The sequence below is a fragment of the Halopenitus persicus genome (assembly GCF_900107205.1).
Classification (GTDB): Archaea; Halobacteriota; Halobacteria; order Halobacteriales; family Haloferacaceae; genus Halopenitus; species Halopenitus persicus.
In genome coordinates this window covers 39,210-64,646 of the sequence record NZ_FNPC01000007.1, presented here as the reverse complement: position 1 = coordinate 64,646, position 25,437 = coordinate 39,210, and the positions used below count along the sequence as shown (strand labels likewise).

The 25,437-nt window shown below is 62.6% G+C and carries 17 protein-coding genes and 2 pseudogenes; 11 read left to right on the top strand and 8 right to left on the bottom strand.

Features of this window, described 5'->3' with window-relative positions; translation table 11 throughout:
• The first annotated feature begins 77 nt into the window (after positions 1-77).
• From BLV25_RS12090 to BLV25_RS17665, 8 genes are all read left to right on the top strand, one after another.
• Positions 78-1,283 (top strand): metallophosphoesterase family protein, encoded by a 1,206-nt coding sequence (locus BLV25_RS12090; protein ID WP_092733587.1) that lies wholly within the window; start codon positions 78-80, stop codon positions 1,281-1,283.
• A complete protein-coding gene (locus tag BLV25_RS12085; RefSeq protein ID WP_092733584.1) occupies positions 1,280-4,456 on the top strand; it encodes an AAA family ATPase in 3,177 nt (1,058 codons plus the stop codon). Before BLV25_RS12090 ends, BLV25_RS12085 begins: the two co-directional genes overlap by 4 nt.
• 3 nt (positions 4,457-4,459) lie before the next feature.
• Positions 4,460-5,833, top strand: a complete 1,374-nt coding sequence (locus tag BLV25_RS12080; protein WP_092733581.1) for a DNA double-strand break repair nuclease NurA — start codon at positions 4,460-4,462, stop codon at positions 5,831-5,833.
• Positions 5,830-7,689: an ATP-binding protein gene (locus tag BLV25_RS12075; RefSeq protein ID WP_092733579.1), complete on the top strand. Its 1,860-nt coding sequence runs from the start codon at positions 5,830-5,832 to the stop codon at positions 7,687-7,689. The genes BLV25_RS12080 and BLV25_RS12075 overlap by 4 nt, the downstream gene beginning before the upstream one ends.
• A gap of 175 nt (positions 7,690-7,864) precedes the next feature.
• Positions 7,865-8,767, top strand: a complete 903-nt coding sequence (locus tag BLV25_RS12070; protein WP_092733576.1) for a DUF2797 domain-containing protein — start codon at positions 7,865-7,867, stop codon at positions 8,765-8,767.
• The gene (locus tag BLV25_RS17670) at positions 8,764-9,573 is read left to right on the top strand and encodes a hypothetical protein (protein ID WP_218128637.1); all 810 of its coding nucleotides are present in this window, start codon (positions 8,764-8,766) and stop codon (positions 9,571-9,573) included. The genes BLV25_RS12070 and BLV25_RS17670 overlap by 4 nt, the downstream gene beginning before the upstream one ends.
• Positions 9,574-9,619: 46 nt before the next feature.
• Complete coding sequence (locus BLV25_RS12065; RefSeq protein ID WP_218128636.1) at positions 9,620-11,503, top strand: Piwi domain-containing protein; 1,884 nt, start codon at positions 9,620-9,622, stop codon at positions 11,501-11,503.
• A gap of 23 nt (positions 11,504-11,526) precedes the next feature.
• Positions 11,527-12,333, top strand: a complete 807-nt coding sequence (locus tag BLV25_RS17665) for a hypothetical protein (protein ID WP_218128635.1) — start codon at positions 11,527-11,529, stop codon at positions 12,331-12,333.
• 16 nt (positions 12,334-12,349) lie between these two features.
• Here BLV25_RS17665 and BLV25_RS12055 read toward each other — a convergent pair whose 3' ends face one another.
• The 6 genes and pseudogenes from BLV25_RS12055 to BLV25_RS17910 all read right to left on the bottom strand — a co-directional run.
• Positions 12,350-12,670: a hypothetical protein gene (locus BLV25_RS12055; protein ID WP_092733573.1), complete on the bottom strand. Its 321-nt coding sequence runs from the start codon at positions 12,668-12,670 to the stop codon at positions 12,350-12,352.
• 88 nt (positions 12,671-12,758) lie between these two features.
• Positions 12,759-14,171, bottom strand: a complete 1,413-nt coding sequence (locus BLV25_RS12050; protein WP_092733570.1) for a ThiF family adenylyltransferase — start codon at positions 14,169-14,171, stop codon at positions 12,759-12,761.
• A complete protein-coding gene (locus tag BLV25_RS12045; RefSeq protein WP_092733567.1) occupies positions 14,168-14,758 on the bottom strand; it encodes a Mov34/MPN/PAD-1 family protein in 591 nt (196 codons plus the stop codon). The genes BLV25_RS12050 and BLV25_RS12045 overlap by 4 nt, the downstream gene beginning before the upstream one ends.
• A complete protein-coding gene (locus BLV25_RS12040; protein ID WP_092733564.1) occupies positions 14,755-15,246 on the bottom strand; it encodes a hypothetical protein in 492 nt (163 codons plus the stop codon). The genes BLV25_RS12045 and BLV25_RS12040 overlap by 4 nt, the downstream gene beginning before the upstream one ends.
• Position 15,247: 1 nt before the next feature.
• Complete coding sequence (locus tag BLV25_RS12035) at positions 15,248-15,532, bottom strand: ubiquitin-like domain-containing protein (protein WP_092733560.1); 285 nt, start codon at positions 15,530-15,532, stop codon at positions 15,248-15,250.
• 1,041 nt (positions 15,533-16,573) lie between these two features.
• Positions 16,574-16,742: pseudogene (locus tag BLV25_RS17910) on the bottom strand (ArsR family transcriptional regulator); the annotation flags it as partial.
• Between BLV25_RS17910 and BLV25_RS12030 the strand changes: the two are divergent.
• The 3 genes and pseudogenes from BLV25_RS12030 to BLV25_RS12020 form a co-directional block, all read left to right on the top strand.
• Positions 16,737-17,290 (top strand): annotated as a pseudogene (locus BLV25_RS12030) (RNA polymerase subunit sigma-70); the annotation flags it as partial. The pseudogenes BLV25_RS17910 and BLV25_RS12030 overlap by 6 nt on opposite strands.
• Before the next feature lie 182 nt (positions 17,291-17,472).
• Positions 17,473-18,096, top strand: a complete 624-nt coding sequence (locus BLV25_RS12025) for a transcriptional regulator (RefSeq protein WP_256335713.1) — start codon at positions 17,473-17,475, stop codon at positions 18,094-18,096.
• A gap of 14 nt (positions 18,097-18,110) precedes the next feature.
• Positions 18,111-18,668, top strand: a complete 558-nt coding sequence (locus tag BLV25_RS12020; RefSeq protein WP_092733842.1) for a hypothetical protein — start codon at positions 18,111-18,113, stop codon at positions 18,666-18,668.
• 71 nt (positions 18,669-18,739) lie between these two features.
• On the opposite strand, the gene BLV25_RS12015 is transcribed toward BLV25_RS12020, so the two are convergent.
• Both BLV25_RS12015 and BLV25_RS12010 read right to left on the bottom strand, forming a co-directional pair.
• Positions 18,740-22,381: a UvrD-helicase domain-containing protein gene (locus BLV25_RS12015; protein WP_092733554.1), complete on the bottom strand. Its 3,642-nt coding sequence runs from the start codon at positions 22,379-22,381 to the stop codon at positions 18,740-18,742.
• Complete coding sequence (locus tag BLV25_RS12010; protein ID WP_092733839.1) at positions 22,374-25,430, bottom strand: PD-(D/E)XK nuclease family protein; 3,057 nt, start codon at positions 25,428-25,430, stop codon at positions 22,374-22,376. The genes BLV25_RS12015 and BLV25_RS12010 overlap by 8 nt, the downstream gene beginning before the upstream one ends.
• Positions 25,431-25,437 lie beyond the last annotated feature (7 nt).

Sequence of the window (25,437 nt, the reverse complement as noted above, 5' to 3'; positions counted from 1 at the left end):
TATTCCGTGGAGTTGACACTGGGAGTAGAGATGCTTCGGGCCGCCTATGAGTCCAAACAGGAGGGGTGGGAGATCGAATGACGACCAAGATCCTCCACGTCAGCGACACGCACATCGGCTATCAGCAGTACCGAAACTCGACGCGAAGAGAGGACTACTTGCACGCGTTCGAACAGGCGCTGCAGATTGCGTGCGGCGAGCACCCAGACCACGACAACGACCCGGTGGACGCAGTCCTGCACACGGGCGACCTGTTCGACGACCAACTCACCAGCTTCGACGATGTCTTCGCATGTCACGAGGCGCTCCGCGGCCTCCGGGAGACGAACATCCCGTTCTACGTCATCGTCGGGAACCACGAACTCAGGCGGAACACGGACTTCGTGGACGAGTTTGCTCTCACCGGCGACGCGATCCGCCTCACCCGCTCGCCGACCGTCCTCAACGGCGAGGTCGCCCTGTACGGCATCGACTCAGTCCGGGATCCTGACTGGGAGGACGCCGACTTCTCGCTGGAGCCCGCCGACGAGGGGCTCGTTCGGCTCGTCGCAATGCACCAACTGTTCACGCCTCCGCTCGAGCCCATCGACCACGATTCTTCCAACATCATCGACCTCGACCCTGTCTTCGACCGGTTCGGGACGGAGGTTGACGGCGTCGCACTCGGGGACTCACACGAACGGGATGGCGACACCTGCCGCGGCGTGCCTGTCTGGTACCCGGGCGCGACCGAACGGACAGGTCGTGACAAGCCCCGACCGTCGGTTGACCTCCTGACCATCTCCCCCGAGGAGAAACCCCCGATCTATCGGGAGCGACTGCTGCTCGACACCCGCAAGTTCATCGAGATTGACATCGAGTTCGGCGAGTCCGACACGTTCGATCTGGTCGAGCGACGGGTGGTGGAGAAGGGCCCGGTCGAGGACGCGGTGGTGTTCGTGGACGTGAGCGGCACCGAGAACGGAGTGACGAAGCAGGAGATCCTCGACTACCTCCACGACCGCGATGTCGTCCACGCGGACGTGACTGACGAGCGGGTCGTCGAGGCCATCGCCGGCGACCTCGACGACATCGACACCGAGAGCGAGATCGATGTTGACGCCGAGTTGGACGACGCCGTCGGCGAGCTGGACATCGGCGACGAGGCTCGGGAGATCGAGGAGCTGCTGCGCCACGCGGATCCAGACCTCGCGGATACGCGTCGGCGCGCGAACGCGAAGGAGCGGTTCCACGAGCTGGCGGCAGAGCGGTTCGAGGACATCTCGACGGAGGGGGACGTATGAACTTCGAGACCCTCACACTGAGCAACTTCCAGTCCTACGACGAACTGGAGATCGAGTTCGGAGAGGGGCTGACGCTGATCTACGGTCCCAACGGCGCCGGGAAGTCGACCATCGCCCGTGCGCTGTACACGACACTGTATCCCTACCGCGGCCGGAACCGAATCGGCGCCCACGAACTAGTCGACCTGATTCAGGACGGCAAGAACAGTGCCTCCTCCGAACTCATCTTCAGCGTCGGCGATGAACGGTACCAGATCACCGTGGACATCGACCGGAAAAGCGACGGTGGGGCGAGAGCCAGCGCCGAGATGACCACCCTCGGGACGGGCGAAACCTACTGCGAGAAGTCGACCGAGATCGAGGAGAAGGTCACCCAGTTGTTGGGGATGAACTACGAGGCGTTCGCCAACAGCACCTACGCCCAGCAGACGGAGCTAAACCGTCTGATTGAGGCCTCGCCGGGCGACCGCGAGGAGATTCTCGACAACTTGCTCGGCCTGACCGCACCCGACGACTACGAGGAGGACATCAATGAGGTGTCGAAGTCGGTCGAGGACTGGCTGGAGGACAAACGGTCGCGACTCTCGACCGTCCGCGACGACATCGAGGAATTCGAGGCAGACGACCCGAAGGCGACGCTGCAGACGAAGACCGAAAAGATCGAGGATCTGGAGGGTCGCATCGAGGAATTGGAGGGCGGGATCGAGGAGGCCCGCGAGCGTCTCCGAGACATCGAGGACGACATCGACGAGCACCGCGAACGCCGGTCGGAGTTGGACGATCTGACGAGCCAACGTGACGAGGTCGAAAGCACCATCGACGATCTCCAGTCGGACATCGAGGAGCTGGAGGAGAAGATCAGGCTATGCGACGAGGACATCGAGGAACACCGGAGTCGAATCGCCGACTTCGACGACGAGGTCGACGACTTCGACCTGACCGACGAGCAAGCGGCCCACGAGGCCGTCGGTCACTACGAGGACGAGTACGACGACGTCAACAGCACCGTCGAGCAGAAGCGTGCCAGCGTCGAGAGCGCAGAGGACGAGGTCGAGCGGCTGGAGGACGAACTCGGCGACCTGCGGGACGAGCTGGACGACGCCGAGTCACGTCGCGAATCTCGCGAAGCCGAGGTCGAAGATGCCGAACAGGCGCTCGAGGACGCCGAGACGATACTCGACGAGCGGCGCACCGAGCGCGACGAGGTGCTCCGGGACTACCTCGACGCCACGCTGGACGACGTCGACGACCCCGAGGAGGCCGTCCGCGACCGTATGGACGACCTCCGGGGAGAGAAGTCCGACCTCCAGACGGAGCGGGAGACCAAGCGCGACCGGAGGTCGCGTCTCGCGGACGAGATCAGCGACGCCGAGGACGAGCTGACCGACGCCCGCGAGCGGCGCAAGGACATCCGCCAGAGCCTGGAGGGCGACGTGGACGACCCCGAGAAAGCGTTCGAGGCGGCTGTCGAACGCGCCGACGAGGCGGCATCGACCCTCGGATTCTCGGTCACAGCCGAGGACATCGACACGGTGTTCACCGGGCGGCTGCCCGAGCAACTTGAAGGCGCACTCGACGACCACCGCAGTGCGGCCGAAGACCTCGCGGACGCGCGGGAGATGGTGGGCCGAACGACGGCACGTGTCGATGATCTCCGGTCGCTCGCCGAGGGGGAGTGGCCACTTGACGGGGGCGAGATCGGAGTCGCCCACGACTACGGCGACCACATCGACCGACTGGAAGCGGAGCAGAGCGAGGCCCGGTCGGCCGCCGATACAGCCGGGGACGACCTCGATAACGCGAAGGTGCATCTCGACCGCGTGCAGGCAGTCGCCGAGGCGCTCTTCGAGGCCGCCAGTTTCCGGGCCCTCGCCGACGTGGCCACCGAAATCGCCGAACTGGAGGCGACCATCGACTCGACCCGAGAGGAGCGTGCCGATCTGAAGGCGAAGATCGAGGCCCTGACCGAGGAAATAGACGGCCTCGAGGACGAAATCGAGGCTGGCGACTCGGCACTCGATGACATCGAGGGGGTCGAAGATGCCGCCGAAGAGGTTGAGGAGGCCGAGCGCGAACTCGAGGACGCGCGCGAGGAACTGACCGACGTCGAGGACGAGATCGCCGGGCTGGAGAGCGACATCACGGACAAGCGGACGGAGCTCGACGAGGCCCGCGACGCGGTCGAGGCGGCCGAAGTGGCCCTCGCCGCCGCCGAGGACGAACTCGCGAGCGTCGAGAGCGCCCGGGACGTCGCCCGCGAGGCCCGCGACGCGCACAACGAGATAGAGACGCTGGAGAGCGACCGCGAGGGATACCGCGACCGGCGCGATGACAAGCGCGAGCAGATCGAATCCGAGCACGACGACCTGCAGGAAATCGAGAGCGAAATCGAAGAACTGGAGAAGGAACTCGGCGACACGACGGAAGAGGAACTACAGGAACGGAAAGAGGAAATCGAGGGGGTGGTTGACGACTTGGAGGGGCAGCTCGAGACCGCCCGTGGGAAGCGCGACGACGCGCGGGACGCCAAGACCAAGGCCGAGGATCGACTCGATCGACTCCGTGACAAGCGCGACCAGAAGACTGACCTAGAGGAGAAGATTCAGTGGGCCAAGTCCATCCTCGACGACTTCGAGGCAATCACCGACACGTACGACGAGGTGCAGACGCGGATGCGCGAGCGCGTTCTCGACCGCCTGAAGCACCACACGAACAAGGTATTCCGCGACCTGTACCAGAACAGCACCTACGAGGCGGTCGACATCGACGAGGACTACGACCTCCGGCTGGTCAGCGGCAGCGACACGGCGCGCGATCCCCACAAGGCCAGCGGGGGCGAGGGGGTACTCGTGACAATTGCCCTCCGGGCCGGCGTCTACCGCGTCCTCGCCGATCAGGCCGAGGGCCGCGACGACCGTCTCCCGCCATTCATCCTCGACGAGCCGACCAACCACCTCGACGAGTCGCACATCGACCAGCTCGAGGAGGCCGTCGACAGCATCCGCGACTGGAACGTGCCGCAGGTGTTCGTCGTCGACCGCTACGAGGGACTCGTCCAAGACGCCGACCACCGTATTCACGTGGAGATGGACGACGGGGACGGCGGGTCGAAGGTCGAGACCGACCCCGAGGTTGGTGACGGCCCCGAGAGCGCCGAGGCTGGAGGTGACTGACGGATGGTTTCCCACGACGCCGTCTCGGCGCTCGAGGAAGTGTTCCGCTACATCGACGAGAACGCGGACGGGGACGACGATGTCCCGGACGCCCGGGAGCTGTTCCGCGACCATATGACCCGCGACGGCGGTGAGGTCGAACCACTCGATCCGCCGCGCGTCTACCGGGAGCCGGCCGGCGACCTCACCGACGGGACGCTCTTTGACTGCTGGTACGGCGTCGACGCCAGTACGGTGCCGTCCAAGAAGTTCCGCAACGGGATGGTCGCGTCGGCCGCCGTGGCGAGTGGCGGGGCCCTCGGCGACTGCGACGAGGAGGTGGAAGAGTTGGAGACCCTGACTGCGGCCGTTCACGCCCAATTCGACGGCCTCGACTCTCCGGTCGACCTGATCGACGGCGACGTGACCCTCACACTCGTGCCCGTCGAGGAGGCCCCGGCCCGGAGCGAACTCGACAGGTGGGTCGGCGCGTCCGCGCGCGTCCCCGCGGAGTGCTGGCACAGCGAGCGGCTGGCAGAGCGAATCGAAGGCCCCCTCTTCGTCGACGGCAGCCTCTACCCGATGTCCGTGCTCCCGTTCGTCAACATGTCTCGAACGAGCCGCGGCCCGGACGACTCGATCGCATTCGAGGAGATCGAGGAGATGGGCCTCGCCGCCTCGGCCATCCAGTCTCGCGTCGACGCGATCGATATGCTGGCAAGCCGAGGGTTGCCCACGCTGGGGTTCACCAAGACGCTCCGCTCGGACGATGTCGTCGAGGGGCTGTCCAGCAAGACGGAGGAAATCGACGACCCCCCGCGGATTCCGTGGGACGACGACTCGCAGTTCGTCTCTGCCCTGCTCGCGGACGACGAGCCCGACCACCTGACGTTCACATCGTGGCTCGTCCGCTCCCACCAGCGCGTCTACGGCACCGACCTCGAACCGCTCGCCGGGTTCCGGATGCCGGACGGGCGAGAACCCCGCGATTTCAGGCGGGCGTTCTTTTTCGTCCGCCTTCCGGACGACATCGTCCTCCGGGTCGAGGCACCGCTGATGCTGGTGGATGCGAAGGAGGGACGGCTGCGCCTCCAACAGCTCGCACTAGCCCACATCGCGGAGGCCGGCGACGTCCCGTTCGCCATCAAGCGTGCCGATGACCGGGCACGTATCTCGCGTGAAGCCCGCCGCCACCTCGTGGGGCTCATCCGTGGCACCGAGGAGGTCGGAGACTACAACACCGACAGGCGGTGGGGCTTCGGCGGGGGACAGAGCCTCGCCCGAGAGCCGGACATCGTGGCCGCCGACGATGACTCGGCGAATGCCGACGAGGAGGGGACGGACGAATCGCCCGTCGAACAGACTGCCGATTCCAATGAGACCATACCCGAACAATGAGCGACAGCGACACCAACGAGGACTTCGACCAGTTCGTCGACCGAATGAGCGACCTCACCGAGGACGACACAGCGCAAGATAAGGCCGACGCGGAGGAAGACGGGGGAACGGTCACTCTCGAGTTCGCGGGCGGGCCTGAAACCCGCGGCCTCCGAACGACTGCGACGAGCGACTCCCTCGGACACGTCACGGCGAGCGAGGGACTCAGCGTTCGCCGTGGCGATCACGAGATCATTGGCTACGTCCGGAGCGACACGCGCGACGCCCTGTGCCTCGGCGACTACATCCAGATCCCGTACCCCGGCCGAGAGAACGAGCCCCACGCGGAACTGCTCACGGAGGTGATCGAAATCGGCTACGAGCAACGGGCGGACATCGACGACAAGTCGGACATCCGGCGAGGGATCGACGGTGAGACGATCGACGAGCGGCAGTACGTGCAGGCGGCCGAACTCGACCCCATCGCGATCGTGGAGGGCATTGACGAGGACGACCTCGAGCGGTCGACGGTTGATCGCGTCCCCAAGCCCTTCACGCAGATTTACGAGGCCACGGGCGATGCGTTCCTCCAGACCGGACTCAACCTCCCCGAGCGCGGCCCATTCGTCGGCCATCTCGCCGTCGGCGGCGAACGGCATCCGTCGGACGACCCGCTCGCCTTCCAGCTCCCGGACGGGACTGGGAGCGCGTCGACGCCCGCCATCTACACGCACACGCTCGTGACCGGATCGACCGACGCCGGGAAGACACACTTCACCAAGAATCTGTACCGGCAGCTGGCGACCGATCAGACCTACGAAATCACCGTCACTGACGGCGGCACCGAAGACCGGCTGCTGGGGATGGTCATCGTCGACCCCGAAGCCGAGTACAGTGGTCTCGGTGACGACCCCGATGTGGGAGATCTTCCCGACGATGTCCGCCAGCGCCTTGACGAACAGGGAATCGAGGTAGGCGGCATCAACACGGGTGCGTGCGGGTCGCACGACCTCCGGACGTTCGCGCCAGTCGTCGACGGGAAGTCCACGCCAGATCTCGACAACCTCCGCGAGTTCGGCGTGCCGTTCGAGCTCGTGCAGTCGAATCCGGAACTCATTATGCCGTTCGAGGCGGAGGGGCCCACCTACGCGGCCATCGTGGACTGTGTCGACGCGTACTTCCGCGACGTTACAGACCCCAGCTACGATGGGTTCATCGACTACCTCAACGACCGCGGCGATGCCCTCGCGGATGAGTATGACATCCACGACCAGTCGTGGCGGGCGATGAACAACCGGGTCGATAAGGGGTACTTCAGCGACGTGTTCGACTCCGGCACGCACCTGCTCACCGACATCTCGAACGAACTGTTCCAGCCCGGTCGCGTGACGGTCGTCCCCGTGAACCACCTCGGTGACCCCGAGGACATGGAGATGCGGCTGGTCGTGATGGCTCTGCTGACCTACATCGTCGAGAACAAGCTGGCCACCGACGACCCCGACCCGAACGTCGCCGACACGCCGTTGTTGCTCGGCCTCGACGAGGCCCACGAGTTCCTCGGCGATACTGCGACGGTGCAGACTCGCTCGATCGTCGAGTCCTTCCGCCGGATAGCCAAGCGCGGTCGCAAGTACAGCCTCGGCCTGTCGCTGGTGACTCAGGAGCCGACGGACATCGACGACCAGATTCGCTCACAGCTCCGGACGCGGATCTACCTGCAGCTCGAGGAGGAGATCGGGGAGGATGTCCCGATCCCCGGCCGGTACGCCCCTGAAGACCTCGCCACGTTCTCGCAGGGGCAGGCGGTGATCAAGGCGCCGAACGTCCGTCCCGTCGAGATCCGAGGCCTCGATCACCCGGTGGTGAGACACGACTGATGAGCAGGCCAACGATCCCCGTGCCGGTCGGCGCGGCCGATGACGGCGATTGGGGAGCACCCCCGGCCCGAGAGAGATTCGGCCGGTGTGAACTGCGTCCGTGTGTTTCGTCTGAATCGACGCTCGACTCCTCGCCTCTGATCTCTCTACAGGAGCGAATGGCCTCGAGGGCACAATGAGCGGGTATCAAGTCGGGCTCAACTCGTTTGGGAGCAAGCCGGCTGACTTTCCCCACCAGCGAGAGGGGCATTTAGACCATCTCACGTGGTACAACAGTCGGCCCGCACTGCAGTTCTTCGGGTTTGACGACCCAGTCAACTGTGACGCACTGATCGGGGATGAGATCCGGATCACGGTTCACGACGACCACGTCTGCTCGTCGTGCGGCGGTGACGTCGATCCCGACCGGGACGTTTGCTGGGACTGTGCCGACTCTCCACTGATGACCCCCTGCATCTGGAATCCGGGGACGGAATGCTCGTGGAGCGATTGCCCCTACCCGGAGTACAAGCGGGACGCGTGCGCCCACACGTTCGTCGTCTACCTCGTCGCCAAGGACTCGGTCAAGGTCGGGATCACCCGGGCCGACCGCAGGCAGGCCCGCTGGGCGGAGCAGGGGGCGACTCACGCGGCCATCATCGGCGAGTGCCACAACCGGAAGGTCGCGGGCATCGTCGAGATGTGCCTCGCGGAGGAGTACCCCTCGAAGGCCGACAGCTCGTGGTATATTCCCGTCGATGATCCGGTCGAAACACTGGTCGAGGCCGCCGCGGAGGCGGGGGAGTGCTTCCCGGACAGGCTCGCGGGATGTTACACCCTCGACGGCCTGAGCACCGCCGAAATCCGGGAGCGGGTTGTTTCCGTCCCCGACAGGAGTACTCGGGTGAACGACGAGATCGTGGCGGGAACCTCGGAGCTGTCGAGGGGTGACCGACAGCGTGGTCACGTGGTCGGCGTTCGGGGGAGCGTCATCGCGACCGAGTCGTTCACGTTCAATGCCAAGCTGCACGCCGGAACACGAGTCACGCTCGAAACGACGGGCGACCTCGCGGTGCCCGAGGAGGATTCCAACACATGACTGACGACATCATCTTGCTGGAAGAAGCCGACGTTCGGAACGATCTCGAAGAGTATCAGACGTACACCGTCGTGGTAACGGTCAAGAACACGTACAGCAACCCCGATCAGGGCTCTGGAAATCGCAAGCTGCAGTATATTGACGACACAGGAACGACGCGCTACCTGACCCTCTGGGCGAACAGCACGCCCGAAGCGGTGTACGACTTCGACTTCGAGCAGGACGCAACCTACACTCTCACCGAAGTCCAGTTTACCACCAACGAGTCGAGCAGGAGAGTGTTCTACAACCTGAACGCGACCGAGGAGACGGAGGTCAGTCACGGGCCGCCAGAGGACGACAGCGCGACGAACCGACAAGCCATAACGAGCGCGTCCGAGGACTTGCCCTCCACCGGTGTTGCCACCAAGGACGCCGTCGCAGAGGAGCAAGCTCCGACTCACACGAGGGAATCTCCCTCGCTCGACGAGCACATCGATGACGCTCTCTCCGAAGTCCCCGACCCGGCGACCACACAGACGAGGCATGCCCTGACAGCCTTTGCGAGCACCGGTCGCGCGGGCTCTCTAACCGTACACGAGTACGAACTGGTGGCGGTCAACGGCTATCTGCCCGACGATGATGAAGCCGCCCTCCGTGACACCTACAAGGCACGCCGGCAGATCGCACGCCAGCACGGCGACCGGCCGGTAGTTGCTGTCGTCGAACCGCTCACGCTGGTGGCCCTTGAGAAAATCGACGAGAGTGCGATCGACATCGACGACTTCCGACTCGAGGGGCCCCAAGACGCGTTGCCTCGATTATGACCGACCGCAGGATCGCCATATCCTCAAGGACTTCCTCGAGACGAAGGTGAAGCGCCATCTCGAGGGCGACTACCGGACACGCCACGGCATTCACAAGATCCTCTCACAGGAGCCGATCGTCGAGAAGGAGAGCTTCCGGCTCCACGAGCGATACGACCTCTCGTTCACGGTCACGCCCGAGGGATGTCTCTACCTCTTTGTCGACTTCCGCCACAAGATCATCTCGGACTACCGACTCGACGAGGTCGACCAGTCACGCCTCTATCGTGGACTCAGGGTGAACGTAACGTATCGCGAGTCGGGGAAGGGAGCGTATCTGGACGAGTTGTTGCAGGAACGAGCCACCGACTCGCTCCGCCAGCTGGGCAACCGGAGCGTCGTCCAGTACCACCGGGATGCGAAGCAGGTATCGAAGAAGACGATCGACGAGTTCGAGAGTGCAAACCGTCGGGTTGTACAGGTCACCAAACAGGGCAGCCTCAACACGGAAACCTACCCCCAAGAGCTGCTCGTCCTCCAGCCCCACTTCGAGAACCTCAAATCGTTCGCGCCCGCGTTCAACGAGGCAACACAGGGGAAGACCCGGCTGTCCGCGCAGCGGTGTTTAGAACGAGGCACGGCATTCGTGGAGGGCCTCGATCCGATCCCGCTTCAGGACTCTGCCGTGGCGTTCGACCCGACCCCACTGTCGGAGAGCGAGACGTACTCGATCGAACGCCTCTTCGAAACCGACGCCGACATTCTGCAGTTCGGCGACGACCAGTCTGGAGACCACCCGAAGCGAATCACCTCGAACTCGGTCTACCAGCCGCCCTCGGAGTTCAACGTCTGCATCATCCACCCCGACAAGGGGCCCCACGCGGAGCGGTGGACAAACCTCGATCGGATGCTCTCTCGAATCGGTGCCGAGGCCGACGAGGTCGACCGCTACGAGTACAGCATCGACGACACGGCCGACGCGATCTACGGCGACCTCATTTACGACATCCCTGACGAGAACGACTACACCGCGGCGTGTGTCATCCTGCCGCCTGACGGGTTCAACCTCGGGGCGAGCGACCCCAGCGACATCTACCACGAGGTGAAGAAGGCCCTCCGGCAGAAGCACATCGACAGCCAGATGGCGCACATCGACACGCTGGCGGATGATAATGCGCTCCCGAACATCGCGCTCGGACTCATTGCGGCCGCGGGTGGCGTTCCCTTCACCGCCGAGGATTCGATGCCCGGCGACGCCGACCTGTTCATCGGGATCGACGTCTCGCACCGCTACCCGAAGGACAGCGACGACCGCATCCACATCGCGGCCTCAACGACGAGCATCTACGACGACGGGACAATCCTCGGGTACACCTCGGCGAACCCGCAGGCGGGCGAGAAGATCCCGCCGGGGAAGCTCAAGGACATCGTCCGGCAGGCGGTCGTCGGCTACAAACAAGAGCGGGGAGAGTATCCGGAACATATCGTCGTCCACCGCGACGGCTTTATGAACGAGGATCTGAGCCCTGTCGAAGAGTTGCTCGCCGAATTCTCGATCACCTACGACATCGTAGAGGTTCGGAAGCAGTCGCCGGCACGTGTCCTCGATCTCGAGGACGGCCGAGCGAGCGTCCCTGACAAGGGGATCGCAGCACTGAACGAGAGCGACGCACACGCCATCCTCGCTTCCTTCGGGAAACCCGAGTCACAGGCTACGAGCCGGTACACGGGGCTCCCCCAGCCGATTCAGGTGGAGCGAGAGGCGGGCGACACGGACATCGGGACACTCGCCTCGCAGGTGTACCTACTCTCGCAGTCCCACATCGGCGCAATAAGTGCGACCGCCCAGCTCCCGATCACGACATACTACGCCGATCGGGCGAGCGAAGCGGCCGCGGAGGGGTACCTGCCGCCGACGTCACGGCTTCGGAAGAACATTGGATTCCTTTGACCACGACCACGGAGGAAGGCTCAATGCACGACGATGAATCGGACACATCTCAACTAAGATTCGAGGACGGAGAGCTCGTCGAGCCGTCTTCCGAGGTAGAAAACCGCGATGTAGATCATATTGTCGACCCGATTGAGCCCGGCGATCGAACGGGATTCGTCGTCGAGGTAAAACCGGGGGTGCTCGATGTGAACGGAACGCTCGTCGACGCCGTTGAGGCCCACAGTCGCATTCTCGAATTCGGATCGCGGACACATGCCGAGAGCTACGCCCGCCAGCTGTCGACCTCCGGGGGGTCACTCCGTATTCAAGCCGCCGCTGAGAACGATCCAAGCGAGGTTGACGCGTACCTACTTGCGGATCACAGTCCGTCGATCAAGGAGCCGGCACACGTTGATGGAGACACGTGGACATTCGACATCGGTGCAAATCTCTACGGCGCCCTCGGCGAGGCAATCCTGCTTGAGGCGCCCAGACCACACGCAATCCACTACTTCGTTCGGCAGGATCTGACCCTCGATGAAGGTGAAGTGGAGAACGGACTGAAGGTCGACGTCCAGCCGGGGAGGTTCCTTTCAGTCGGTGACGACGAGGGGCGGAATAACTGGGTGCCCGACTGCAAGGTGGTCGTGAAAGACGGATGGAACGGGCCGGTTCTGGAGCGGTACTTTTGTGAGATCAAGACAGGGAACGCGTCCTTCGAGCGGTCACAGATCGCAGCAATGGAGCAGCTTGCACGGGAGGAGCGCGTTCTGAAGATCCGGATGCTTATCGAAGAGTTGCCCGACCAGCACTCCCTGCGAATTCACGAAGTTGAATCGCCGGCCTGAATGAGGCGGTCTTGACTTAGTCGTCCTGCCGCGCGTCCGCGTCCGCACCGAAGCTCTGTCGGGGCTGGTATCCGTACTCGCGGAGCAACCCGTGGAGTGCCTGTCCGACCTCGTGGCGTACATCGGTTTCCCGTATTGCCGCCGCACGCTCGGTTTCATCGGGGGCGAGTCCCGCCTGTTCTTCCGCGTCGCTCTCCATCTGCACCTCGTTACCTTCCTCGATCTGGGACTGCGCGAACGCGTCTATCGCGTCCGCAAAGTCCTCGTATCCACTGTACTCCTCCACCGCTTCTTCGGCCTCTTCTATGTGCTCCGCAACGTCGTAATCACGTGACATAGTGCTGATGAGCAATAGCAGGCATATTAATCCGGTTGGTGTGCCGTCGTCTGATCACCTCATCAGCGTCGTTCGCACGCTCTGTCAGTCAATGCTCTACCCCAGTGAGGTGTGCGAACCGAGTCCTCTCAATAGCGGCCCGATGCACCTCTGGGTACACCTTCGGGCAGAAGGGACACTCGTCGTCTCCACTGGGGGTGTACTGCATCACCGCACCGACCCCGCCCAGATCGGTTAACGTTCGGACGAGCGCAATCGGCTCGACGAACGGGTAGCCGTCAAGCGGGAGCTTGGCGAGTTCGCCGGCCACGAAACATCCCGCTAGAAATGACGCGAAGGGGAAGGCGGCGTCCGGCCCGCCCTCCTCTGCCTCATCATCCGCCGGCGCCTTCCCTGCGGCACAGGCCGCATCAGTCTTTGCCGTGTCGGGCGGGAAGTGGCACAGGAGGCATGGCTCCTCCAGTGGGATGTTCCGTCGTACGAACACGTCCGACTGGCCCGTGGAGGCGTGTACCATCAGGGGCGGGCGGTCGTGCTGGATGCTACGGCGGACGTTCCGCTCGTTCGCGAGCGGAAGGACAATGTCCGCAGCCTCGGGGTCGGTCGCGGTGAACCCGTCATAGTCGCCCTCGAAGGGACGGACGTCCACGTGGTCGGCGAGGAACTCGGCAGCAGCTTCCACCTTCGAAGCCCCCTCAAGGGCGTGGCTGGCGGTGAACAACGGCGATCGATTGAGGTTCACCAACTCCACCGGATCGAAATCGATCAGCTGAAGGGTTCCCTCGACCGGGAGCCGCTTGAGGAAGTACGTGGCCGCGGAACCAACGGAACCCACGCCGGCCATCCGTGCCGTGCCTAGATCGATCGACGAGGGGAGATCCGGGGTGGCGGGCTCGGCAGACACCCCGTGCGTCTCGTGGTGGAACGCGTCGTAGGTCACCGCGTCGGTGAGGGCCGCCCTGGACGCCCCGACGACCGTTTTGAATGCCTCCGCGCCCCCGAGGCACGCGGCCACGGCGGGCCCAATCGGGTTCTCGTCTCTGCTGCCGACAGACTCCACGGGTCTGTCCCGCACGACGCGGGCGAGCCAGTCTCCGCCGTCAAGCCGAATCGTCGGCGTGGCTCCCGCTTCGAGGTCGGGGTTCCCGACGGCGACGATACAGTCGTACGACGAAGGAGCTGGGGAGTGTGTCCACCTGAACCGGCCGTGGGGATCGGCGGCCCGCATTTGCTTGATGGACTGCTCGGCCAGCGTCGGTGCGGCCGGCTCCAGTTCGTCGTCGGCCGGGACGGAGGGGAAGGCCACGTCGACGTTCCGGGCGAACCGACTGAGGAGGTTCAGGGTCGTCCGGGCGGCGACCCGGCCGGCATACGTCGACAACACGTCGCGCTCGCCCGCGACGAGAATCCTCGCGTCCCGGTAGTCCGTCCCATCACTGATCCGGTTCGTCCGGTCGTCACGAGCGGCGTAGAACTCGTCCGGAGGTGGTAGTGACGTCATCGGTCTCTGGTGTCGATATAGGTCGGCGCCGAGGGGAGTGTCTCAACCCGCTCGTCGACCACCGCGGCGTCCAACTCCACGAAGTCGCCGTCGTGGTACACGTGGACACCGCAGTCGGTGTAGGGGCGGACGCCGTCCTCGGCGTAGCTCGGAACGACGATCGAGTAGTATCCCTCGTGCGGGAGCTGGGCGGCCTCACTGTCCAACTCGGAGTGGCTCGTTCGCTCGCCGGGATGACTGTGGACGGTGGCCACTAGCTCGAGATCATGGTCGTGAATGGCGTCAATCACTGCCGCGTTCGCCACCGCAGAGATGTCGTACGACCCGGGGGTCGTGGTGGCCTCGGGGACGACGACCGAGAGCGCGGCCTTCGCAGACTCGTCTGGGAGCGACTGCCCTGCCCAGTAGACGACACCCTCGTGATCTTCGCGGGAGGGCGAATGGCTCCGAAGGCCGCGACGCGTCTCCTCGCACACATCCTCGGTGACGAGGAGCCGCGGCGGCGTCCACTTGTCTTCAAGAGCGTCGGCACTCTGGGTCGTGAAGACGCGACGAGCTGCCGTCCGTAGGGAGGCGATGAGGTTCATCGTTGACCGTCGTACCGTCCCTGATAACGCTCCGAGTCGCTGATGCGGTGGTAGATGTCGGCGGCAATGTCGCCGAGGGTGGTCAGAGTCCCGGCGTCGGACTGCCAGTCACCCACCGTCCAGTTGTTGTGGAGGTCGGTGTCGTCGTCATACACCCGTCTGTTGTACTGGTGGCACAGGACGGGATCTTCGGGCCCGTCGTCGAACGCGATGAGGAAGGGATTCTTCCCCCTGTCATCGAAGTAGGCCTCGTAGTGACCGACCTCACCCGTCTCGGGGTGTACCATCTCCACGTGTGGGGGCTTCTCGTCGTATCCCGTGCAACCGAACCGGACGACGTATTCCTCGCCGTCGACGGGACTCTGCATCCGCACCTCGACGGTCAGCGCGTCAAGATCGGCCTCGACCTCCCAGCCGTTCGTCTGGGCCAGTTCTCTGACGTCGGCGAGCTGTCGCTCGACCAGCGTCCGGGTGACGTCCGCCTGCACGTTAGACGCCCCGCTCTTCGTTGACGAGGGTGACCGTGTCGCCGTCAAGGTGGTACCGAGCGAGGGGCTTGTTGCGGTCGAGTTCTCCCTCGTCGGGGTGGACGAACGTGGGGTCGTCCGGGTCGTAGCCGTACGTCTCGGCGACTTCCTCGGCGGCGTCGCCCACCTTGGTGCCTTTCTGGAACTCGAACTCTTGACTGTCGCCCCGTCCGGACTTGACGGTGAACGAGACGTCCGATGCGCCTTGGTCGTTGCCGCGCTCGGCGGCGTCGTTGGATTCACTCATAGTTGAGAGTGGTTGCTGACTGGAGCGCGGCAGACGCAGGTTTCAAGACGAACTCCCGCCCACTTTGAAGCGGGCAACTGGAGTTTCGTCGCGTCCACCGCGGCGGCTCTGCCCGCGTCACGGGCCCGCCGACCATTCCACAGAACGCCGGGCGCGTGACGCCGAACTTGTCATCGCAAGTGCCAACTGGTCTTCTTCACCGTTTGATTCCGCCCTCTCAGGCGTTACCAGATGGTAGGCACTGGGGAGACTTTAATTTTGGGCTTTGGTCCACAGTGATGTTCCTAATATCCTAATTTGGAACTTATTTCAGAACCAGAGGACTGTGGTTGCGGTATGGTGTAGTCCCAAGATTATCTTTCGCGGAATCGAGGGCTCTGTGGTAGGTTGCTGTCGAAGACGTGAGATTAGTAGTCACAACAGACCGGGACGAATAGTTGTAGGAGAGCAATAAGGGCCGTTTAGACGATTGTAGCACCCGCTTTTTGAGATATTTATTACAAATGTGTCTTTCGCAGAACCATCTTTGGTACTTGACCCGTCCTCCACTCTAGCTAAATTGCTGCAACGGTGGTGGGGGGTGCCTGGATCGTTCGTCACGATGATTCGAATTGACCGACTATCCGTATCTCCAAAACCACCTGGAGAATCTCGTGGCTACTCTCCCGAGAGGAGTTCCTGAGAGACGTGGGGGTATCTGGTCTTCCGAGACAGCTATCTTTAGCCCCAATCGAGTGTTGACCATTCTTCCATTTTGAGTTACACACTCTCTCTGATCCTGGGGCGTGGTGTCCTTCCGACTGGATCAATTCCTGAAACAGTGGTGGGCCCGTCTATCGAGACCGTCGCTGATCTGTAAAGGCCAGACACACTTTTGCAAGTAATTCCCACCCTAATTGCTCAATTTCTTACCAAATAAAAGGACTAGAACAGACGTGAATTGTTAGGTAAGACAACAAGCCGCCAATTAACTTCGGGAACGTTCTATGTCGAAATGGGAAGTCCGTCAAATACGTGTGAACGGCAGCGGCGGTATGGTGACTAAGCGGTCGAACCGTCGTATGTCTCTTCAAACGCCTGCTCACCACGGATCAACTCGTCGACACCGTCGGTAAGCGTCACCTTGCCGAATTTGGATCGATAATACGTGTACAGGCCGTCCTGTCCGCGGTCCGTGCGCTGGCACTTGCTCGACGAGGCCGACATCAATGATCGCGTACGAGACGTAGTCTGCGAGCTCGTCGCTGTCAGCGCTACCGTCAGTCCACCCTCCATCGAGGAGGCCTACGTCATCCCACAATTCTGCGACTGGCCGTTCGCGTTCACGCGGTCGACGCCGTCTACGTGTGGATCCAGGGCGGCTACCAAGTTGGGCGGAATCCGGATGACTATCCGCTGTTCCTCGCTGTTCGTGAGCAGGACGTCGACGCCTGGGAGGCGTTTCTCGAGTCGTTCGAACTCCCGACCGCATTCGAACGACAGCCCCGAAACGAGCTGGACGGACCGCTGCAGATCGTCCTCGAGCCCCACCCGTCACTCGACATCGAGCACGTCGAAGGGTACCCGGTGATCCCGAGAGCAGAGACAATCGAATATATGCGCGAGAGCTACGCCCAGTTCCAGTCGGCGCTCGCGATACTCGACCGGATGTACGAGGACCTCGACCTCAACGTCAGTTACCGGGAGACGGAACAGGCATATAGAGACATACCTCCAGGCCATCCATTAGGGAGTGAGTTCCAATCCACGGGGCGGTAACGTATGCAGTCAGTCACGGCTTCTATCGAGGTACAGATCTTCAGGAGGAAAAGCAGTTACCTCGTGTGTAAACCACCGCGGGGCCGAGTCCCGTGGCATTCGCCTCTACAACCTGTGAACACTACAGCAACCCATTTCCGTGGCAAACATTTATGGTTTCTAGTTTCGTAACTCTATACAAGATGAGCTACGATACCGAACACGTGCGAAACGCAGGTGACACTCCCGGGATGATCACCGGAATCCCCACGTTCACAGAATTACTCGAGAACCCGTCCCTCGCTAGCCTCTATACATCAATTAGACGCTCAGCGACTGCCACGGGCCCCGAACTCGTTGAATCAACGACCGTCTCGAAGAAGACGGTGTACGACTATCTCCATAAGCTGGAGCAGGCGGGCCTGATCAGCAAGGTTGACGACGATGGCGGGACCGCCGTATACACCGCTGAAGAGTTCGAACTGACATTAACGGTCCGCGAGACGGAAGTCACGATCACGCCCGAACTTATCGAAGTGATCGCACAGAAAAACGAATACCCAGCGATCGAGCGGGTTCTCGAAGACTACGGCATCGTCACATTCGCACTCGCATACGATCTCGTGAAAGCACACAGTAAGGGGAATGTCACAATCCGGCAGATCGCGAGCCTCACAGACCTTTCGCCTGGAACTGCGTATGATCTCGTCGAAGCGCTCTATTCGATTCTCGATCTCGGTGACGACGAGTCAACCCCGACAACGTACACACCGGATAATTTCGACGAGGACGAAGGCGATCTCCTCGGGGAATTTGCCGACAAGTAGACCGAATGACGAGGATGTACACTGCGAACATTGCGGACACGGTAATGTTTCGGAATTTAGGGAAGCATCCCAGCCCGCGTTTACAGTCGCTCAAGAGAGCCGTTGAGGAAGTCGGAACGGAGATTTGGGTGCCAGCAGCGGTCTACCGCGAACTGGTGGATACTGGAAATACCGACCCACCGACAAATCCGTACCTCGATTCGGCTATCGAAGAGGGGTGGCTTCGAGTAGCCACACCGCTGCCCGGTGATCGAACGAAAGGGTTTGATAATAGTGCTGGGCCGGTTGAGAAAGCTCGATTCGTTGCAGATGAGTTTCTCAACCAGCAAAGCAAGTATCCAGAGACGAACAACTGGCGGGATGCATCGTTGGTCGCGTTGGCAGTTCGATTGTTCGACGCAAATACCCGAATTCGTGTGATTACCCATACTGCGGACAAAAATCTGGCAACGGCGTGTGCTCGTCTCCCTCCCGAATTCGGGTACTACGATATCAAATCCCGATACTACAACCCGCCTCAGACAGCAAAATCTGAGTTTCCAACCGTTGACCAGCTTACGTGGAATGAGTAGAGAGTTGCGACGGTTGGAGGTGTGTAGCTAGGGTACCCTCGTCTGGCAAGAGCTTCTATTCCGATCGAGAATTAATTTTCAGGAAGCAACTCAGCCATAGAACGAAGGTCAGATTCGATCACAGAGTACTCACTCGGGTCCCATTCAAACCGTTTTTCGACGCCGGCATCGGTGAATCGGAGTGAAGCACGAATACTGCGATCGGGACTATGCTGTAGGAGAGCAAACGCGTACGTGAGCATCTGCGGTCGATAATGTTCTGCGAGCTCATCCGACGTCGTAGCTGAGAGGTCGTTGGTCTTGTAGTCGATAATGTGGAAGGCGTCTGGAGTAACGAGCAGCCGGTCGATATCACCGACAATTCGCGACTCACCTATGCGAGCGACAACGGAGTACTCGTCGTAGACCGCTTGAAGCTGGGAATCGGCCTCAACCTGGTCCACAAATTCGACCGCATCAGCAGCGTGATCGACAGCATCGCAGAGGTCTGTTTCTGTCGGCTCCTCACCGGCCATCCGACTCAGACGTCGTATCAGAGCAGGCCAGTCGTCTCTCGGTGGACGAAGTTCGTTGATCCGGTGGACGACCGTCCCGAACGTCGTTGGACTCAGGCCCGCCGACTCCTCACGTTGAGAGTAACTGTGACCGTCTGGAGACGCATCCGCCACCGCATTCACGAGAGTCGTAGCCGCGATTCGTTTCGCCGGTGCGAGTGAAGGCGGTGAAGGAATCGATATCTCTGGCGCTGAATCAACAGCGTCGTCGTCGGTGTGCCAGTCTACTGGGCGTGGCGGCCTGCGAACAGTATAGCTAGCCCCATCTATCTCGCCACAGGCCTGTCCGTCACGAACCGCCTCGGCGACGAGTGCTCCGTCGAGGAGGGATGGCTGAAGCCAGTCACTCCACCGGTCCGCGTCGTCGAAGGCTGCAGGCTCACCGAGTTCAATATCGCCGGACTCGCCAACATCCATCTCGTGCGTACCGCAGAGAAGGAGGTGATCCCGCGTTCGTGTACACGCTACGTAGAGGAGGCGTTTTGACTCTGCCCGCTCCTGTGGACGCGACCGTCGGTCGGCGTACTCGTGGACGGCCGTCTTCTCGATGGAGAACGCATCGCCCGGATTCGGCCCGCCGACCGCCGGCACCGGTGGCGCGTTATCAGTTCTATCCACGAGTCGAACGTAGCCATAGTCGTCGACGGAGCGACCGAAGTTGAGATCACTCCCGAGATCGGGGACCGTGACGATCGGGAACTCGAGTCCCTTCGCGGAATGGATCGTCATAATCCGGACGCCCTCGGCGTCACCTGGAATATCTGCCTCCCCCTCACGAGGATCGATCTCGGCTTGGCGGTCGATCCAGTGAAGCAACCCGGCAGCTGTGTGAACACCGTTCTCGCTCCAAGTACGGACCTGGTCGCGGAACTTCTCGACGTTCGCGACGGCTTGTCGACCGCGTTCATCAGCACTCACACTCGCCAGATACCCCGTGTCGTCGATCACTCGGGACAGCAGGCGGTTCCACGGGAGGACGCCATCTTCGGACGGCGTCGCACAGCCGCTGAGAGTCCGCCACGTTGTGAGGAGGTCGAACGCGTCCGCGAGCTGTGGATCGTCCGTCTCGGCGAGCGCGTCCCACACTGAATCAGCCTCTGCGACCGCCGGTGCGAGGCGATCATCCGCGAATCCGAACAGCGGCGACCGAAGCACCCCGTAGAGAGAGACGTCGTCCTGTGGATCACCGAGTACTCGAAGCAGGTTCGTGAGCGCCTGGACCTCAGGCGTATCGTAGAACCCGACGCCACCGACGACAGTGTAGGGGATGTCGTACTCCTCAAGGGCGCGCTGATACCGATCCAAATGGGTTCGCCGGCGGAGGAGGATTGCCGTGTCGTCCGGCGTAGCGTCGCGATGAGCACCCGTGTCGGGGTCTTGGACTTGCGGCGGATCGTCGAACAGGTGGGTCAGTCGAGCAGCGAGCGCTTGCGCCTCGGCCTCGATGGTGTGGTCCAGCGCACCTTCGGCGACCGGATGGTCGTCGCCGAAAAGCTCTGCCGCCGTGTCAGCGTCGTCGGGGACAGCGAGATACTCGACACTCCCGGTCAGTCCCTCGATGTCCTCGATACGGTCGCGTTGTGTGGTCAACTCCTGCGGTGGCGCTTCGTGGGGTTCGTGGCTGTCACCCTCCGGCTGGAACAGGTACTCGAAGAGCTCGTTCAGGAACGACAACGGCTCGTCCAGCGTCCGGAAATTCCCGGAGAGTTCGAGGGCGGTCGGACTCTCGGCATCGCTGTCGGGAACGTCGTCAACCCCACGGGCCTCGTTGACGGTCTGGAGTTCTCTGCGCGCATCCCCGAACGTCGTCACGTCGGCCCCACGGAATCCGTAGATGCTCTGTTTCTCGTCGCCGACCAGGAAGACGTTCGACGCCGCCTGCTCGTCAACGCCCGTGAGGAGCTTGACCAACTCCCACTGACGCGGGTCCGTGTCCTGAAACTCGTCGACCATCACGGCCGCAAACTGCTCTCGGAGCCGCTCCGTGACGGCATCGTTCGCTCGCAAGAACTCGAGGGTTGTCTCGATCACGTCGGGAAAGTCGAGCGTATCGCGGCGCTCCTTCTCGTCGGTGTAGGTTGCGAGGACGTCGTCGAAGACCCGCATCAGAGCCAGCGCGTAGTGAGCGCTATTCGCTTCCAGTTCCCCTGGCGTCGTCTCGACCGCATCCGCGTGCGGTTCGACGGCATCGATGACCGTGTCGATGGTGTCTTTCAGGTCGTCATAGACGTCACCGTACTCACCCCAATCGTCCCGGTCACCGACGACGTACCTCGAACTGCTGTAGAGGCCGCCGTTCTTCTTCTCACAGGCCTCGTAGAGCTCGAGGATTGCCCGCTGACAGTCGCGAGGATCGCTTTCCTCCGGGTCGTCCGAGAGTGTCGTCGCGACCTCGGTGAAGGTCCGGTAGGCCCCAAGGCCGTCCTCGTCGGCGATAGCGCCCTCACGGTCGACGCGGCCCGCGACCGTGCGTAGCTGCTCGAGGAGTCCGTCCGCATACAGCGTCTGTCGAGCGTCGGCAGCATCGAGGTCACAGACAAACTCCCAGCAGATATCGACGTAGTCATCGACCTCGGCGTCACGCCACGCCTCAAGGACGGTCTCGCTCTGTGGGCGATCATCGAGTAATCCAGCGAGTACATCGACCAACTGGTCACGACTCCAAAGCTGAGCAAGGAGCTCCACGTCGTCATCGTCTTGGTTGCGTTCGAAGAACTCCGTCACGACTTCGCGTTGGAGTGTCGCGGCGCCGTCTTCGTCGAGCACGTCGAAGCCGAGCGGGACCGGAGCCTCGACAGCCCGTTCCCGCAGGAGCCGGGTACAGAACGCGTGAATGGTGTGGACGTAGCCGTCCTCCAGGTCGTCGAGGACGTTTCGCCAGCGGTGATAGGCCTCTGGTGAGTCGACGGCCTCGAGCCGGTCGTACACCTCCTCCCGAACGCGCTCGGTCAGTTCGGCAGCAGCCTTTCGCGTGAAGGTGATCGTGACGATGTTCTCCGGAGTGAGCGACGGGTTCTCGGCCAGAATCGTCACGTACCGCTCGGTGAGCGTCGTCGTCTTCCCCGTCCCGGCGCCGGCAGTGATCGCGACGTTCCGGCCCTGGGCGAGCGCGTCCTCCTGTTCCTCTGTGAGCTGAATCTCCTCGGGGTCCTCAGTCATCGCTCATCACCGCCTCGATGTCCTCACCATCGTGAACACGAAGCGGAACGTACGCAGCCTCGTCCTCGTGGACCTTCTCGACGAACTCCCGCTTGCGGTGATGGCGGACATCGCACGCCCGACGGTAGTCACAGTATCGGCAGTTTGCTCCGCGGGCGGACAGAAGCGTCGTGTGGAACCGTCCGTTGCCGATCGCCTCGTCGATCTGGCCCAACCACTCCGGAACGACATCGTTCAGGAACCGGCGGAGTTCGACCTCTGAATCGAACTTCGATTCGACGCCGCGTGGAACCTTGAGGTCGTTTGGCGGTCGCACCTGATAGTACGTCGACGAGAGCGAGCCCTCCGCGAACAGGTCACCGTCGACGACCTCGGCGGCAGCAAGCAAATAAATGGGGAGCTGGAACTTCGTGCCGCCGGTCGTCTTCGTCATATACGGTGCTCGACCAGTCTTGTAGTCGTAGAGCGTGAGCGTCGGTTGTTCGCCATCCCGACTCACGTCAACGCGGTCGATGTAACCTCGAATCGAGACAGTCGAGCCGTCCGGCCGCTCAACCATGAACGGTCCAGCATCCGAGTCAGGAAGCCCCTCGCCGAACGGGGCTTCGAACAGGTGTGGGCGGGCGGCGCCGTCCCGCGAGAGTTCGTTGTCGAGGAAGGTAGCGAACAACCCCTGTTCCGGTGCGTCGTGGGGTTTGCTCCCGGCCTCGTACGGAGCACTCTCGCCGTCACCCAGGCCCGCAAACAGCTCCGCCTTCCACCATTCGTAGAACAGGCCGTCGTACTCGAAGTCAGCATCCCGGAGTTCCTCGACGGCGATCTCGCGAAGGTGTGTCGCCAGGTCCTCGCGGTCGAAGTCCGTGAGATCGACACCGTCCCCGGTCTCGTCCTGTATATCCGCGAAGAACCGTTCGAGGACGTCGTGAACGTACGACCCGGTTTCGAGGGGTGTGGGGACGACTTCGACGTCGTCGGGATCCTCGATTCCGAGCACTTCGTCGGCGTAGAACTTGAACCCACACTCGACGTATCGCTCGATGCGACTCGCGCTGTAGGGTTCCCGCTCCGACGAAGGGTATACCTCATCGACTGTCTCGGGATCCAACACGCCGTCGTGGTCGGAGAGGCCAGCCGTTCCCCTGTTGGCCGCACAGTGGAGTCCCCGATCCGTGCGCTTGGTCTGCTCGGGGGAGAGATCACCTCGGTCGCCGGCGCGGCTGACTGCCGCACGCCGGTCGGCCGTTGCAGCGACGTGCCGCTGAAGGTCTTCGCGAGAGCCCACGCGGTCGTCGAGCCCGTCTTGGGGTTCGATGCCAGTCACGCGCTGGAGTTCGTCGAGGACCGGCGACCGGACGACGGCGGATTCGTCGTCGCCCGTCTCTGGTGTGGTGACCGTGAGTTCGTCGACGTTCGCGAGGAGCGTCGCGAAGAGATAGCGGCCACGGAGGCGCTCGTCGCCGGTGTCGAACCGCGGGTGGGCGTCGGTCATCTCCTCGAAGAAAGCCGGGCGTTCCGGCGTCACCGGAAAGTGCTCGCTCGTCAGGCCCACGAGAAACACCCTCTCGAACGAGCGCATCCGAGCGTCGAGCAAACCCATCACTTCGACGTGGCCGCCGGCAGCGCGCTGCGGAATCCGGATCGGCACACCATCGAACGCACGGGTGAACAGTGCCAACGGGGAGAGATCGCTATTGACCGCCGCCAGCGACTCGAACGAGGAGAGGACCTCATCCACGAGGTTGTAGGCTCGCTGTTCGACGGCTTGCTCGGCGCCGCTGGCGTAGTCCTCCGTCGCCGCCTCTAGGTCGAACCGGTCGTCCAACAGTCGACGGAGCGTCTCGGTTGCGCCCTCGACGTCGCCTGTTCGGAGCGTCTCTAGCGTTGCCAGTAGGTTCTCGATCAGTTCCGCCGCCTCGCCGTCGACGTCATCGAGCAGGGGTGACACAGAAACGGTGTCACGCCGGCGAGCAGCTGCCGTGACGGCGTTGGCTTGGTCGGTGTCGACGACATTGACTAGTGGATTCGCAAACAGGGACGTGAGGTCCTCAGCCCGCGGATCCGGTTCGGCGAGGTTCAGGAGGTCGTGGACGACGCTCCCAGTGAACGTTCGGTTCAGCTGTGAGGCGGCGGTCGTGACGTGCGGGATGTCGAACGTATCGAACGTGTCTTCGACGTATCCCGAATAGGCCTCGGTCCCAGGTACGACCACAGCCAGGTCGTCAGGATCGCGACCATTGGCCAACTCAGTCCGGAGCTCGCGAGCGACGAAGCGAATCTCGCGCTCGGGCGTCGGGAGTTCACGCCATTGCAGAGTGTCTGGAGCAGGGACAGTGTCCGGGTCCGGGCGGTAGAGCGACTCGGTGATCGTTCCGAAGGCCTGCCCTGACTCGTCGACGGGCTCGAGTTCTAGTGTCTCAAAGTCAAGTGCTTCGTAGACATCCAAGGCGTCCTCCGCAACGGAGTCGACTCCGCTCCGGCCATCTTGGTGGAGCGGCAGCAGTGCGATCATCGGAAGTTCGTCAACGAGGCGTTCGATGAGGCGGCGTTCGACGGGACGGAATTCGTGATACCCGGAAAGGACGACGACATCCAGTTCCGGAGAGAGCGCCGATAGTGACCCGTCTGTCGTCGCGACGGCGTCAAACATCTCTCCTCGAGTACAGACCCACTCATCAACGTAGTCAGCATGGAGATCCTGATAGTGGCGGTACGCGTCGACAGTAGCTGCCGCGATACGGTCATCGAGGGCTGAGCCCTCGAACTCCGTTGCCAATACGTCGGCAGTCTCGACGCCGGCGTCATCGAAGAGTGAGAAGCGGCTACTGAACGAATCAGCGAGGGCGGCAGAGGCTGGTTCGCCGGCAAGAGCGCCATCTGTTTCGGCTGTCGTTCTGTCGAGCGCGTACTCCGCCAGCCGGCGGTTCAGCTGTCCGGAGAGTGGCTGGACCGGACCGTGGAGCTCTTCGTACCACTCCCGAACGACCGCATCGAGCGTCTCGGCACGAAGACGGAGGGGTTCGTGGGACGCGGCCCAGCGGTCCTCAACTATACTCCGG